We start from the raw sequence: 13,876 nt of genomic DNA, 5'->3' as shown, positions 1-13,876 counted from the left end.
CGTCCGCACCCCCCGCACCCGGGCTGACGCGACGTCGGGCCGGTCGGTGTTTCGTAGACTGCGGTCCATGCGGAGCAGGGAGTACGGGCCGGATCTGACCCCGCCGTGGAAGCGGCAGCAGCCCGCGCCCGAGGTGGCGGCGGAGCGGGACCTGGTGGTGGAGGAGGCGGCGACCGGGTTCTGCGGGGCGGTGGTGCGCTGCGAGCGGACGGCCGAGGGGTTCACCGTCACGCTGGAGGACCGGTTCGGCAAGCACCGGGTGTTCCCGCTGGTGCCGCGCGGGTTCCTGCTGGAGGGGCGGGTGGTGACGCTGGTGCGGCCCGCCGCGGCGGCGCCGGCCGCGCCGCGCGGCCCGGGGCGCACCGCGTCCGGTTCGGTCGCGGTGCCGGGGGCGCGGGCCCGGGTGGCCCGCGAGTCGCGGATCTACGTCGAGGGCCGGCACGACGCCGAGCTGGTCGAACGGGTCTGGGGCGACGACCTGCGGATCGAGGGCGTGGTGGTGGAGTACCTGGAGGGCGTGGACGACCTGCCCGCCATCGTCGAGGCGTTCGCGCCCGGCCCGGGCCGCCGGCTGGGCGTGCTGGTCGACCACCTGCTGCCCGGCACCAAGGAGCACCGGATCGCCGCCCGGGTGACCGGCGAGCACGTCCTGGTGGTCGGCCACCCCTACGTCGACGTCTGGCAGGCCGTGAAACCCGCCGGGCTGGGCTTCGCGGCCTGGCCGGAGGTGCCGCGCGGCGAGGTGTGGAAGGAGGGCGTCTGCCGCCGGCTGGGCTGGCCGGTGGACACCCCCGCCGCCTGGAAGCGGATCCTCGCCTCGGTCGACGGCTGGAAGGACCTGGAGCCGGAACTGCTCGGCCGGGTCGAGGAGTTGATCGACTTCGTCACGCTGCCGGGCGGCGGCGGCGGGGCCTGAGCCCCCGGACCGGGTGCCGGGCCTGATCCCCCGGACCGGGTGCCGGGGCCCGGGTTCCCGGACCGGGTCAGTCGACCAGGTCGCGGACCACCCCGTCCGCCAGCAGCCGTCCGCGCAGGGTCAGCGCGGCCCGGCCCGCCGCGTACGGGGCGGGCTCCAGCAGGCCGTCGGCGAGGGCCCGGTCGGCGGCGGCCCGGCCGTCGGGGGTGAGCAGGTCGAGCGGGCAGCCCTCGGCGAGGCGTAGTTCGAGCAGGATGCGCTCGACCCGGCGGTCCTCGTCGGCCAGCACCTCGCGGCCGAGCGCGGGGGTGCGCCCCTCGGCGAGCGCCCGGGCGTACGCGGCGGGGTGCTTGGCGTTCCACCAGCGGACGCCGCCGACGTGGCTGTGCGCGCCGGGGCCGGCGCCCCACCAGTCGGCGCCGGTCCAGTACAGCTCGTTGTGGCGACAGCGGCCCTCGGGGGTGGTGGCCCAGTTGGAGACCTCGTACCAGGCGTACCCGGCGGCGGTCAGCGCCCGGTCGGCCATCAGGTAGCGGTCGGCGTGCACGTCGTCGTCGATCATCGGCAGTTCGCCGCGCTTGACCCGGGCGGCGAGGCGGGTGCCGTCCTCGACGATCAGCGAGTACGCGGAGACGTGGTCGGGGCCGGCGCCGATCGCCGCGTCCAGCGAGGCCTGCCAGTCCCGGTCGGACTCGCCGGGGGCGCCGTAGATCAGGTCCAGGTTGACGTGGTCGAAGCCGGCCGCACGGGCCTCGGCGACGCAGGCCTCGGGGCGGCCGGGGGTGTGGTGGCGGTCGAGCAGGGCGAGCACGTGCGGGCGGGCGCTCTGCATGCCGAAGGAGATCCGGTTGTAGCCGCCCGCGCGCAGTTCGGCCAGGTAGGCCGGGTCGACGGACTCCGGGTTGGCCTCGGTGGTGACCTCCGCGCCGGGGGCGAGGCCGAACTCCTCGCGCAGCGCGGCCAGCATCCGCACCAGGTCGCGGGCGGGCAGCAGGGTCGGGGTGCCGCCGCCGAGGAAGACCGTCTCGACCGGCAGCTCGGTGTCGCCGAGGACCCGGCGGGCCTGCCGGATCTCGGCGATCACGTTGTCCGCGTAGGTCTCCTGCGAGGCGACCGCGCCGGAGGAGCGCAGTTCGGTGGCGGTGTAGGTGTTGAAGTCGCAGTAGCCGCAGCGGCTGGCGCAGTACGGCACGTGCAGGTAGAAGCCGAACGGCCGCTCGCCGAGTCCGTGCAGGGCGTGGGCGGGCAGCGAGCCGTCGGACGGCACCGGTTCGCCGTCGGGGAGTGCGGAGGGCATGCGCCCATTGTCCGGTAGCGGCCGGCGAAACCCGAAAGGGGTCCTCCGGCCGCTACCGGACGGACGGGGCTCAGGCCTCGTTGGCGCCCGCGTACATCGCGCTGACCTCGTCGGCGTACGTCCGCTCGACCACCGGGCGCTTGATCTTCAGGCTCGGGGTGAGCTCGCCGTGCTCGATGTCCAGGTCGCGCGGGAGCAGCGCGAACTTCTTGATCGTCTGCCAGCGCTGGAGCTCGCCGTTGAGGCGCTTGACGAAGCCGTCGATCAGCTCGACGGTGGCCGGGTCGGCGACCACCTCCGCGTACGGCCGGCCGGCCAGGCCGTGCTCGGCGGCCCACGGCATGATCACCGTCTCGTCCAGGCCGATCAGCGCGGTGCAGTAGTTGCGGCCGTTGCCGATCACCAGGATGTTGCTGACGAACGGGCAGATCGCCTTGAACTTGCCCTCGACCTCGCTGGGCGCGACGTACTTGCCGCCGGAGGTCTTGAACATGTCCTTCTTGCGGTCGGTGATCCGCAGGTAGCCGCCCTCGCCGAGCTCGCCGATGTCGCCGGTGTGGAACCAGCCGTCCGGCTCCAGCACCTCGGCGGTCTGCTCGGGCATCCGGTGGTAGCCGCGCATGACGCCCGGGCCGCGCAGCAGGATCTCGCCGTCCTCGGCGATCCGCACCTCGGTGCCGGGCAGCGGCAGGCCGACGGTGCCGACCCGGAAGTCCTCGGCCCGGTTGACCGTGGAGCCGGCCGAGGTCTCGGTCAGGCCGTAGCCCTCCAGCACCGGGACGCCCGCGCCCTTGAAGAAGTAGCCGATCTCCGGCGCCAGGGCCGCGCTGCCCGACACCGCGCCGCGCAGCCGGCCGCCGAACGCGGCCCGGATCTTGGTGTACACCAGCCGGTCGGCCAGCGAGTGCCGCAGCCGCAGGCCCAGCGGGGCGCTCTCCCGCCCGGTGGCGACCTGGGCGGCCTGGACGGTCTGCGCGTACGCGCGGGCCGTCGCGGCCGCCCACAGGAAGATCTTGTACTTGGCGCCGCCCTCGGCCCGGGCCCGGCCCGCGATGCCGTTGTAGACCTTCTCGAAGATCCGCGGCGCGGAGGCCATCAGGGTCGGGCGGATCACCGGCAGGTTGTGGATGATCCGGTCCACCCGGCCGTCCACCGCCATCACGTGGCCGGTGGCGATCTGGCCGGAGATCAGCGTCTTGCCGAACACGTGCGACAGCGGCAGCCACATGAACTGCACGTCGTCCGCGCGCAGCAGCCCGCTCTCCTCCTGCGCCACGCCCTCGTAGGCCCAGCAGTCATGCACCAGGCGCACGCCCTTGGGGCGGCCGGTGGTGCCGGAGGTGTAGATCAGGGTGGCGAGCTGCTCCTTGTCGAGCGAGTCGACGGCCTTCTCCACCGCGTCGGGGTGCTCGGCCAGGTAGGCGGTGCCGCGCTCCTCCAGCTCGGCGAGGGTGAGCACGGTCAGGCCCTCGGCCTGCGGGACGCCGCCGGCGGGGGCCTCGAACAGGACCACCCACTCCAGCTCGGGCAGCGCGTCCTTCTGCTCGGCGGCCTTGCGCAGCTGGCCCTCGTCCTCGGCGAACAGCGCGCGGCTGCCGGAGTCGGCCAGGATGAACGCGGTCTCGTCGGAGTTGGTGCTCGGGTAGACGGTGGTGGTGGCCGCGCCGGCGCACATGTTGCCGAGGTCGGCGAGGATCCACTCGATCCTGGTCGCGGAGGCGATCGCCACCCGGTCCTCGGCGCGGATGCCCAGCGCCATCAGGCCGGCCGCGACCGCGGTGATCCGCCGGTGCGCCTGCGCCCAGGTCAGCGAGCGCCACTGCTCGGCGCCCGGAGCGCTGTCCGCGGCCTGCTCGTCCACCGGAACCGGGTACCGGTAGGCCTCACCGTTCGGAGTGGCCTTTACCCTGCTGAGCAACAGGTGCGCCACGGAGGGCGGGCGCCGCTCGATCATGGACTGCGCGGAACTCAACGAGGACCTCCGGGGGCGGGTGGACCGAGAGCGGGCGGGCGCCGGCCGCGGGGGCCGCCCGACACCGACTTAACCGGCGAGTAACAAAGGGCACCAGCAGCCTAGGGGGTGGAAAGCCGATCCGTAAGGGGGTGACGTGAGCTGGCACACTCCCAGGTCGGCAGTGCAGCAGCTGCCCGAACGTGAAGCTTTCCCCCCAGTACCCGAAATCGGGATGCGCCCATCCCCTCCGCAGACGAGAGTGTCACGGTGCTTTTCAGACTCCTACGCGCCCATCTGGGCCCCTACTCCCGGGACATCACCCTGCTGGTGCTGCTCCAGCTGGTGTCCACCATCGGCATGCTCTACCTGCCGACGCTGAACGCGGACATCATCGACAGCGGCGTGCTCAAGGGCGACACCGGCTACATCCTGCGGGTCGGCGCGGTCATGGTCGGCGTGTCGCTGGCCCAGGCCGCCTGCTCGATCGGCGCGGTCTACTACGGCGCGCGCACCGCCATGTCCGTCGGCCGGGACGTCCGCGCCGCGGTGTTCTCCCGGGTGCAGGACTTCTCCGCCCGCGAGCTCAACCAGTTCGGCGCGCCCTCGCTGATCACCCGCACCACCAACGACGTCCAGCAGGTGCAGATGCTGGCGCTGATGACCTTCACCCTGATGGTCGCCGCGCCGATCATGTGCGTCGGCGGCGTGGTCATGGCGCTGAACCAGGACGTGCCGCTGTCCGGCCTGCTGCTCGCCGTGGTCCCGCTGCTCGGCGCGGTGGTCACGGTGCTGGTCGGCAAGATGCGGCCGCAGTTCCGCGGCATGCAGACCCGGATCGACGCGGTCAACCGGATCATGCGCGAGCAGATCACCGGCATCCGGGTCATCCGGGCCTTCGTCAAGGACGACCACGAGCGGGCCCGCTTCAGCGGCGCCAACGGCGAACTCGCCGACTACTCGCTGCGGGTCGGCCGGCTGATGTCGCTGATGTTCCCGATCGTGATGGGCGTGGTGAACGTCTCCAGCGTCGCCGTCTTCTGGTTCGGCGCGCACCGCATCCAGAGCGGCGGCATGCAGATCGGCGCGCTCACCGCGTTCCTCTCCTACCTGATGCAGATCCTGATGAGCGTCATGATGGCCACCTTCATGTTCATGATGGTGCCGCGCGCCGAGGTCTGCGCCGAGCGCATCCAGGAGGTGCTGGACACCGAGTCCAGCGTCGTCCCGCCGTTGCGGCCGGTCACCGAGCTGCACGCCCGCGGCACCCTGGAGCTGCGCGGCGTCGACTTCCGCTACCCGGGCGCCGAGGTCCCGGTGCTGCGCGGCATCGACCTGACCGCCCGGCCCGGCGAGACCACCGCCGTCATCGGCTCCACCGGCTCCGGCAAGACCACCCTGCTCGGACTCGTCCCCCGGCTGTTCGACGCCACCGGCGGCACCGTCCTGATCGACGGCGTGGACGTGCGCGAGCTCGACCCGCGGAAGCTGTCCGAGATCATCGGCCTCGTCCCGCAGAAGCCGTACCTGTTCTCCGGCACCGTCGCCTCCAACCTGCGCTACGGCAAGCCCGAGGCCACCGACGAGGAGCTCTGGCAGGCGCTGGAGACCGCGCAGGCCGCGGACTTCGTCCGGAAGCTCCCCGCGGGCCTGGACGCCCCGATCGCCCAGGGCGGCACCAACGTCTCCGGCGGCCAGCGCCAGCGCCTGGCGATCGCCCGCGCGCTGGTCCGCAAGCCCGAGGTCTACCTGTTCGACGACTCCTTCTCGGCCCTCGACTACGCCACCGACGCCCGGCTGCGCGCCGCGCTCGCCCGGGAGACCGGGGACGCCACCGTGGTGATCGTCGCCCAGCGGGTCTCCACCATCCGCGACGCCGACCGGATCGTCGTCCTCGACGAGGGCGCCGTCGTCGGCACCGGCACCCACCAGGAGCTGATGGCCGACAACCCGACGTACCGGGAGATCGTGCTCTCCCAGCTCACCGAGCAGGAGGCGGCGTGACCAGCCCCGAGAACCACGGGAACCCCGAGAACGACCGGAACCCGGAGACGGCGGGGAGCCCGGAGGCCCCGGGGGCCGCGGAGGCCGCGCGGGCTTCCGGCGGGCCGGACCTGACCAAGACCGGGGCGGCCGGGGCCCCGGCGGCCTCCGGGACGTCGGGGGCGTCGGGGGCGGCCGGGGCCCCCGCCGAGGTGCCCTCCGGTTCGCAGGAGGCGGCGGCCCGGCGCGGCAGCGGCGGGCCCGGCCGGTTCATGGGCGCGCAGGGCACCGAGAAGTCGAAGGACTTCGGCGGCTCCGCGAAGCGCCTGCTCGCCCTGCTCGGCCCCCAGCGCAAGCTGCTGTTCACCGTGCTCGGCCTGGGCGTGCTCTCCATCGGCTGCCAGGTGGTCGGCCCCCGGGTGCTCGGCAAGGCGACCGACCTGATCGTGGCCGGGGCCACCGGGCCGCGCTTCGCCGGCGCGCCGGACAAGCAGGCCGTCCTGGACGGGCTGCGGGCTCGGGGCGAGGGCAACGTCGCCGACCTGCTCGCCACCGTCGACTTCACGCCCGGCCGGGGCATGGACTTCGACAGCATCGGCACCGTCCTGCTCTGGGTGCTGGGCATCTACCTGGCCGCCGTCCTGTTCGGCGTGCTCCAGGGCCGGCTGGCCGCGCTGGCGATCAACCGCACGGTGTTCCGGCTGCGCGAGGAGGTCGAGGCGAAGCTGTCCCGGCTGCCGCTCAGCTACTTCGACCGGCAGTCGCGCGGCGAGGTGCTCAGCCGGGTCACCAACGACATCGACAACATCAACCAGTCCATGCAGCAGACCATGGGCCAGGTGGTGAACTCGCTGCTGACCATCGTCGGCGTGCTGGCCATGATGTTCTGGATCTCGCCACTGCTGGCGGTGATCGCGCTGGTCTCGGTGCCGGTCTCGGTGATCGTCGCCACCAAGGTCGGCAAGCGCGCCCAGCCGCAGTTCGTCAAGCAGTGGGGCTCCACCGGCAAGCTCAACGCGCACATCGAGGAGATGTTCACCGGACACAGCCTGGTGAAGGTCTTCGGCCGCCAGAAGGAGGCCGCGGAGCTCTTCGACCGGGAGAACCGGGCGCTCTACGAGGCGTCCTTCCGGGCGCAGTTCATCTCGGGCATCATCCAGCCCGCGATGATGCTGGTCGGCAACATCAACTACGTGCTGGTCGCGGTGGTCGGCGGTCTGCGGGTGGCGAGCGGCGCGCTGTCCATCGGCGACGTGCAGGCGTTCATCCAGTACTCCCGCCAGTTCAGCCAGCCGCTCAGCCAGGTCGCCTCGATGGCCAACCTGGTGCAGTCCGGCGTCGCCTCCGCCGAGCGGGTCTTCGAACTGCTGGACGCCGAGGAGCAGTCCCCCGAGCCGCAGCACCCCGAGCGCCCCGCCGAGGTGCACGGCCGGGTCGCGTTCGAGGACGTCTCCTTCCGCTACGACCCCGACAAGCCGCTCATCGAGGGCCTGTCCCTGAAGGTCGAGCCCGGCCACACGGTGGCCATCGTCGGCCCGACCGGCGCGGGCAAGACCACCATGGTCAACCTGCTGATGCGGTTCTACGAGGTCAGCGGCGGGCGGATCACCCTGGACGGGGTGGACATCGCCGCGATGTCCCGCGAGGAGCTGCGCTCCGGCATCGGCATGGTCCTCCAGGACACCTGGCTGTTCGGCGGCACCATCGCCGAGAACATCGCCTACGGCGCCGAGAGCGCCACCCGCGAACAGGTGGTCGCGGCCGCGAGGGCCGCGCACGTGGACCGCTTCGTGCGGACCCTGCCCGAGGGCTACGACACCGTCCTGGACGACGAGGGCACCGGCGTCAGCGCGGGCGAGAAGCAGCTGATCACCATCGCCCGGGCCTTCCTCGCCCAGCCCTCGATCCTGGTCCTCGACGAGGCCACCAGCTCCGTCGACACCCGCACCGAGGTGCTGATCCAGCGCGCCATGGCCGAACTGCGCACCGGCCGCACCAGCTTCGTGATCGCCCACCGGCTCTCCACCATCCGGGACGCCGACGTGATCCTGGTGATGGAGAACGGCTCGATCGTCGAACAGGGCACCCACGACGGGCTGATCGCCGCCGACGGCGCCTACGCGCGCCTCTACCAGGCCCAGTTCGCCCAGGCGGTGGCCGAGGTCGACTGACCCCGCACCACCCGCCGCGCCGGGGGGAGGTCCGCACCGCGCGGGCCTCCCCCCGGCGCGTCCGCTCGTCCCTGACGGGAGGTCAGCACCGGCCCGCGGCGGCCGCCGTCGGGCGCGCTACCGTGGTCGGGTGTCCGAACCGACCGCCGCGCACCCGACCGCCGACGCCTCCCCCGCCCCCGCCGGCGGGCCGTCCCCGGCCGGTCCGGTGGACGCCTTCCAGGCCGAGCGCCGCTACCTGGGCGCGGTGGCCTACCGGCTGCTGGGCTCGGTCACCGACGCCGAGGACGTGCTCCAGGACGCCTGGCTGCGCTGGCGGTCCGCCGACCGGTCCGACGTGGCGGACCCGCGCGCGTACCTGACCACCGTGGTCACCCGGCTCTGCTACGACCAGCTGGGCTCGGCCCGGGCCCGCCGGGAGGCGTACGTCGGCGAGTGGCTGCCGGAGCCGGTGCTGACCGCCGCGGACTCCCCGGCCGAACGGGCCGAGCTGGGCGAGGCGGTGTCGGTGGCGATGCTCGCGGTGATGGAGCAGCTGTCCCCGGCCGAGCGGGCGGCGTTCGTCCTGCACGACGTGTTCGCGGTCGGCTTCGACGAGATCGCCCCGGCCCTGGACCGCTCCCCCGAGGCCGCCCGGCAGCTCGCCTCCCGGGCCCGCCGCCGGGTCCGGGACGGCGGCCGGCGCGGCCCGGTCGACCCGGCCGAGCACCACCGGGTGGTGACGGCGTTCACCGCCGCGGCCACCGGCGGCGACCTGGCCGCGCTGGTGGCGCTGCTCGACCCGGAGGTCGTCTGGCACGCCGACGGCGGCGGCGTCGTCCATGCGGTGCGCCGCCCGGTCCTCGGCGCGCTCCACGTCTCCCGGCTGCTGCGCAAGCTCACCACCCGCTGGATCGGCCCGGAGCAGCCGCTGGTCCCGGCCGTGGTCAACGGCGAGGCGGGCGCGGTCTGGTACGCGGCGCCCGGCACGGTCGGCGGCGTGATGGCGTTCACCGTCGAGAACGGCCTGATCACGGCCGCGTACGTGATGGTCAACCCGGAGAAGCTCGGCCACCTCGCGGCGGAGTGAGCCGAGCGGGCCGGGTGGAGCGGGCTTGGCCGACGGGGCGGGCCGGGCGGGCTTGGCCGGCGGAGCGGGCCGGGTGGAGCGGGCTTGGCCGACGGGGCGGGCCGGGCAGGCTGAGCCGTCGGAGCCGACGGAGTGACCGGGATCACGGTCACACCCTCCCCGGCCGCGCCGTCCCCCTTCCAGCACCGCCACCGGCGGGGTTCCGAAGGAGGACGAGATGACCGGCAAGCACATCGTGGTGATCGGCGCGGGCTACGCGGGGCTGTCCGCCGCCGCCGGGATCGGCCGAGGACCGGACCGGGTCACCCTGGTCGCCCCCGAGCAGCGCTTCCACCACCGCGTCCGGCAGCACGAGATCGCGGCGGGCCGCCGGGTCGCCCGCCCCGAGATCGCCCACGTGCTGCGCGGCCGCAAGGTCACCCACCGGGCCACCCGGGCCGTCGCGATCGACCTGGCCGCTTGCGAGGTGCGCACCGAGGACGGCGGGCGGCTGGCCTACGACACCCTGGTGTACGCGCTCGGCAGCCGCACCGCCTGGGGCGGGGTGCCGGGCGCCGCCGAGCACGCGTACTCGGCGGAACGCGCCGAGGAGCTGCGCCGCCGGCTCGCCGGAGCCGCCGCGCCCGGCACCGTCGCGGTGGTCGGCGGCGGCCCGACCGGCATCGAACTGGCCACCGAGCTGGCCGAGGCGTACCCGGCCTGGCAGGTCCGGCTGGTCGCGGCCGACCGGGTCGGCGGCTGGCTGTCGGAGCGCGGCCGGGCGCACGTCCTGGCGGTGCTCGGCCGCCTCGGGGTCCGGGTCGACGAGCAGCACCGGGTCACCGCCGTCACCGCGGCCGGGCTGAGCTGCGGGGACGACGGCCTCCCCGACTTCCCCGCGGACGTGGTGGTGTGGGCCGCCTCGATGGAGCCGCACCCGCTGGCCGCCGACGCCGGCCTGGCCGTCAACGCCCGCGGCCGTGCCCTGGTGGACGACCACCTGCGCTCGCTCTCGCACCCCGAGGTGCACGTGATCGGCGACGCCGCCGCCGTCGACCTGCCCGGCACCGGCGAACTGCGGATGGCCTGCGCCACCGCGATGCCGCAGGGCCGCTACCTGGCCAAGCTGCTCACCGGCCGCACCGGCGAGCCGTTCTCGTACCGCTACGTCACCCAGTGCCTGAGCCTGGGCCGCGGCGAGGCGCTGGTGCAGCTGATCCACGGCGACGACTCGATGCGGCCCCGGGTACTGACCGGCCCGGTCGGCCGACTGGTCAAGGCGGGCATCGTCAAGGGCCTGCCGCTGTCGCTGCGCTGACCCCGGGCGGCCGGGACGGCCATGGGCCCACGGCGGGCGGCCGGGACGGCGGCGGTGCGCCGGAACGGCGGCGGACCCACGGCTGGCGGCCGGGACGGCGACGGGCCGGCACCCCCTCGTACGAGGGAGCACCGGCCCGCCGTCATCGGCCCGCCTCCGGAGCTACTTCTTCTCCTTCGGGGCCTCCGCGTCCGTCGACAGCGCGGCGATGAAGGCCTCCTGCGGGACCTCCACCCGGCCGACCATCTTCATCCGCTTCTTGCCTTCCTTCTGCTTCTCCAGCAGCTTGCGCTTGCGCGAGATGTCACCGCCGTAGCACTTGGCGAGGACGTCCTTGCGGATCGCCCGGACCGTCTCGCGGGCGATCACCCGGGAGCCGATCGCGGCCTGGATCGGCACCTCGAACTGCTGGCGCGGGATGAGCTTCTGCAGCTTGCCGGCCATCATCACGCCGTAGTTGTAGGCCTTGTCCTTGTGCACGATCGCGGAGAACGCGTCCACCGCGTCGCCGTGCAGCAGGATGTCGACCTTGACCAGGTTGGCGGACTGCTCGCCGATGGGCTCGTAGTCGAGCGAGGCGTAGCCGCGGGTCTTGGACTTCAGCTGGTCGAAGAAGTCGAAGACGATCTCGGCCAGCGGCAGGGTGTAGCGCAGCTCGACCCGGTCCTCGGAGAGGTAGTCCATGCCCTGGAGGGTGCCGCGGCGGGACTGGCAGAGCTCCATGATCGCGCCGACGAACTCGTTCGGCGCCAGGATGGTGCCGCGCACCACCGGCTCGTACACCTCGGCGATCTTGCCGGTGGGGAACTCGCTCGGGTTGGTGACGGTGTGCTCGGTGCCGTCCTCCATGATCACCCGGTAGACCACGTTCGGGGCGGTGGAGATCAGGTCGAGGTTGAACTCGCGCTCCAGCCGCTCCCGGATGATCTCCAGGTGCAGCAGGCCGAGGAAGCCGCAGCGGTAGCCGAAGCCGAGCGCCACCGAGGTCTCCGGCTCGTAGGCCAGGGCGGCGTCGTTCAGGCGCAGCTTGTCCAGGGCGTCGCGGAGCAGCGGGTAGTCCGAGCCGTCCAGCGGGTAGAGGCCGGAGAACACCATCGGGCGCGGGTCCTTGTAGCCGCCGAGGGCCTCGGTGGCGCCCTTGTTCTGCGAGGTGATGGTGTCGCCGACCTTGGACTGCCGGACGTCCTTCACACCGGTGATGATGTAGCCCACCTCGCCGACGCCGAGGCCGTCGGCGACCTTGGGCTCCGGCGAGATGACGCCGATCTCCAGCAGCTCGTGGGTCGCGCCGGTGGACATCATGGCGATCCGCTCGCGCTTGGTGAGCTGGCCGTCCACGACTCGCACGTAGGTGACCACGCCGCGGTAGGCGTCGTACACCGAGTCGAAGATCATCGCGCGGGCCGGGGCGTTCTTGACGCCGACCGGGGCCGGGATCTTCTCGACCACGTGGTCGAGCAGGTCCTCGACGCCGAGGCCGGTCTTCGCGGAGACCTTCAGCACGTCGCTCGGGTCGCAGCCGATGATGTGCGCGATCTCGGCGGCGTACTTCTCCGGCTGGGCGGCCGGCAGGTCGATCTTGTTGAGCACGGGGATGATCGTGAGGTCGTTCTCCAGCGCCAGGTACAGGTTGGCGAGGGTCTGCGCCTCGATGCCCTGGGCGGCGTCGACCACCAGGATGGTTCCCTCGCAGGCCGCGAGGGAGCGGGACACCTCGTACGTGAAGTCCACGTGGCCGGGGGTGTCGATCATGTTGAGGATGTGCGTCGTGCCCGCCTGCTCACCGGACCTCGGCGCCCACGGGAGGCGGACGGCCTGGGACTTGATGGTGATGCCGCGCTCGCGCTCGATGTCCATCCGGTCGAGGTACTGGGCGCGCATCTGCCGGGGGTCCACCACGCCGGTGATCTGCAGCATCCGGTCGGCGAGCGTCGACTTGCCGTGGTCGATGTGGGCGATGATGCAGAAGTTGCGGATCACCGCCGGGTCAGTACGGCTGGGCTCTGGCACGTTGCTGGGGGTCGCGGGCACCTTGGTCCGATTTCTGATCCGATCAATATGGTTCTGTCCATCCTCCCATGCCGAACGGCCCCCGGGTCCTTCCCGGCCGGGCGGGTGTGCGGGACGATGACCTCATGATCTTGGAAAGCGCTCTGCTCGACGTCCTCCCCGGCCGGGAGGAGGAGTTCCTCGCCGCCTTCGCCGAGGCCCGCCCGCTGATCTCCGTCCAACCCGGCTTCCGTTCCCTGGAACTGCGCCGCTGCCTGGACGCGGGGCGCACCTCGCGCTTCCTGCTCCAGGTCGGCTGGGGCACCCTGGAGGACCACACCGAGGGCTTCCGCCGCTCCCCCGAGTACGCGCGCTGGCGCGAACTGCTGCACCGCTTCTACGACCCGTTCCCGACCGTCGAGCACTACGGCGAGCCGCTGCTCACCGCATGACCGCCGACCGCGGGCGAGGGACGGGCGAGGGAACTGCACGGGGACGGCCGGGGAGGACGGCCGGGGGCGGCGGTCCGGTTTGGGCGGCCCGGGGCGGCCCTGGTAGCGTGGGGCGCTGCACTCCGCCCTCGGCATGTCCTCTCAGCTGCCGGGCGGCGCCAGGGGTGCCACCCGTCGTAGCAACGATTCACAACAGACTGAGGCTCTTTCGTGGCGAACATCAAGTCCCAGATCAAGCGCAACAAGACCAACGAGAAGGCGCGCCTGCGCAACAAGGCCGTCAAGTCCTCGCTGAAGACCGCCCTGCGCAAGGCCCGCGAGGCCGCTGCCGCCGGCGAGACCGAGAAGGCCGTCGTGCTGGCCCGCGCCGCCTCCAAGGCCCTCGACAAGGCCGTGAGCAAGGGCGTCATCCACAAGAACCAGGCCGCCAACAAGAAGTCGGCGATCACCAAGCGCGTCAACGTCGCCGCCTGATCCGGTTCTTCCGTACGGCCCCGCCGTACACCCGGTGCCACCAGGCGCCACTCCGGTCGGCGTGAACCCGCGGCCCTCTACCCGCCACCGCCGACCACCCGCTCCCGGAAACCCCGGCCCTCTACCCGGATTCCGACGAGCCGTACGTCCCGTACCGCACGCGGCCTGCGTTCGCCACGCGGGTGCGGTACACAGCTTCACAGTGCGAGCGCCCGTCCACGGGCCTCCACTCCCTGCCCGCCCGGGCCTCCCGGGCGGGCAGTCGGCGTTTCCGGCC

10 protein-coding genes are annotated in these 13,876 nt (G+C 73.0%); 7 read left to right on the top strand and 3 right to left on the bottom strand.

Going from position 1 to position 13,876, the window contains the following annotated elements; all coding sequences use genetic code 11:
- Positions 1-67 precede the first annotated feature (67 nt).
- On the top strand, positions 68-916 hold the full coding sequence (locus K353_RS11400; protein ID WP_111553471.1) for a DUF3097 domain-containing protein: 849 nt from the start codon (positions 68-70) through the stop codon (positions 914-916).
- A 67-nt stretch (positions 917-983) separates the two neighbouring features.
- On the opposite strand, the gene hemW is transcribed toward K353_RS11400, so the two are convergent.
- Entirely contained in the window at positions 984-2,213 is a 1,230-nt protein-coding gene (gene hemW, locus K353_RS11395; protein ID WP_111553470.1) for a radical SAM family heme chaperone HemW, read from the bottom strand.
- Positions 2,214-2,283: 70 nt separating this feature from the next.
- The gene (locus tag K353_RS11390; RefSeq protein ID WP_111553469.1) at positions 2,284-4,185 is read right to left on the bottom strand and encodes a long-chain fatty acid--CoA ligase; all 1,902 of its coding nucleotides are present in this window, start codon (positions 4,183-4,185) and stop codon (positions 2,284-2,286) included.
- A 249-nt stretch (positions 4,186-4,434) separates the two neighbouring features.
- Here K353_RS11390 and K353_RS11385 point away from each other — a divergent pair, with 249 nt between their 5' ends.
- The 4 genes from K353_RS11385 (at position 4,435) to K353_RS11370 (ending at position 10,684) form a co-directional block, all read left to right on the top strand.
- Positions 4,435-6,168 (top strand): ABC transporter ATP-binding protein, encoded by a 1,734-nt coding sequence (locus tag K353_RS11385; RefSeq protein WP_158585390.1) that lies wholly within the window; start codon positions 4,435-4,437, stop codon positions 6,166-6,168.
- Positions 6,165-8,318, top strand: coding sequence for an ABC transporter ATP-binding protein (locus K353_RS11380; protein WP_370447588.1), 2,154 nt, complete (start codon positions 6,165-6,167; stop codon positions 8,316-8,318). The genes K353_RS11385 and K353_RS11380 overlap by 4 nt, the downstream gene beginning before the upstream one ends.
- 130 nt (positions 8,319-8,448) lie before the next feature.
- Positions 8,449-9,387 carry an RNA polymerase sigma factor SigJ gene (sigJ, locus tag K353_RS11375; RefSeq protein ID WP_233533512.1) on the top strand — a complete coding sequence of 313 codons (939 nt, stop codon included), beginning with the start codon at positions 8,449-8,451 and terminating at the stop codon, positions 9,385-9,387.
- 217 nt (positions 9,388-9,604) lie between these two features.
- On the top strand, positions 9,605-10,684 hold the full coding sequence (locus tag K353_RS11370) for an NAD(P)/FAD-dependent oxidoreductase (RefSeq protein ID WP_111553468.1): 1,080 nt from the start codon (positions 9,605-9,607) through the stop codon (positions 10,682-10,684).
- A gap of 162 nt (positions 10,685-10,846) precedes the next feature.
- On the opposite strand, the gene lepA is transcribed toward K353_RS11370, so the two are convergent.
- The gene (lepA, locus tag K353_RS11365) at positions 10,847-12,715 is read right to left on the bottom strand and encodes a translation elongation factor 4 (RefSeq protein ID WP_111553467.1); all 1,869 of its coding nucleotides are present in this window, start codon (positions 12,713-12,715) and stop codon (positions 10,847-10,849) included.
- Between the two features lie 104 nt (positions 12,716-12,819).
- Between lepA and K353_RS11360 the strand changes: the two genes are divergently transcribed.
- Together K353_RS11360 and rpsT are read left to right on the top strand one after the other, a co-directional pair.
- A complete protein-coding gene (locus K353_RS11360; protein WP_111553466.1) occupies positions 12,820-13,125 on the top strand; it encodes an antibiotic biosynthesis monooxygenase in 306 nt (101 codons plus the stop codon).
- Between the two features lie 210 nt (positions 13,126-13,335).
- Positions 13,336-13,599 carry a 30S ribosomal protein S20 gene (gene rpsT, locus K353_RS11355; RefSeq protein WP_099899135.1) on the top strand — a complete coding sequence of 88 codons (264 nt, stop codon included), beginning with the start codon at positions 13,336-13,338 and terminating at the stop codon, positions 13,597-13,599.
- Positions 13,600-13,876 lie beyond the last annotated feature (277 nt).

The sequence above is a fragment of the Kitasatospora sp. SolWspMP-SS2h genome (genome assembly GCF_003259315.1).
In the GTDB taxonomy this organism is placed as follows: Bacteria; Actinomycetota; Actinomycetes; order Streptomycetales; family Streptomycetaceae; genus Kitasatospora; species Kitasatospora fiedleri.
The sequence above is the reverse complement of the archived record's forward strand: the minus strand, read 5'-3'. Positions and strand labels throughout refer to the sequence as shown.

Excerpts from the sequence above, each read along its gene's own strand:
- K353_RS11360 (WP_111553466.1), top strand. The coding sequence starts at position 12,820 with ATGATCTTGGAAAGCGCTCTGCTCGACGTCCTCCCCGGCCGGGAGGAG.
- hemW (WP_111553470.1), bottom strand. The coding sequence starts at position 2,213 with ATGCCCTCCGCACTCCCCGACGGCGAACCGGTGCCGTCCGACGGCTCG.
- K353_RS11370 (WP_111553468.1), top strand. The coding sequence starts at position 9,605 with ATGACCGGCAAGCACATCGTGGTGATCGGCGCGGGCTACGCGGGGCTG.
- K353_RS11400 (WP_111553471.1), top strand. The coding sequence starts at position 68 with ATGCGGAGCAGGGAGTACGGGCCGGATCTGACCCCGCCGTGGAAGCGG.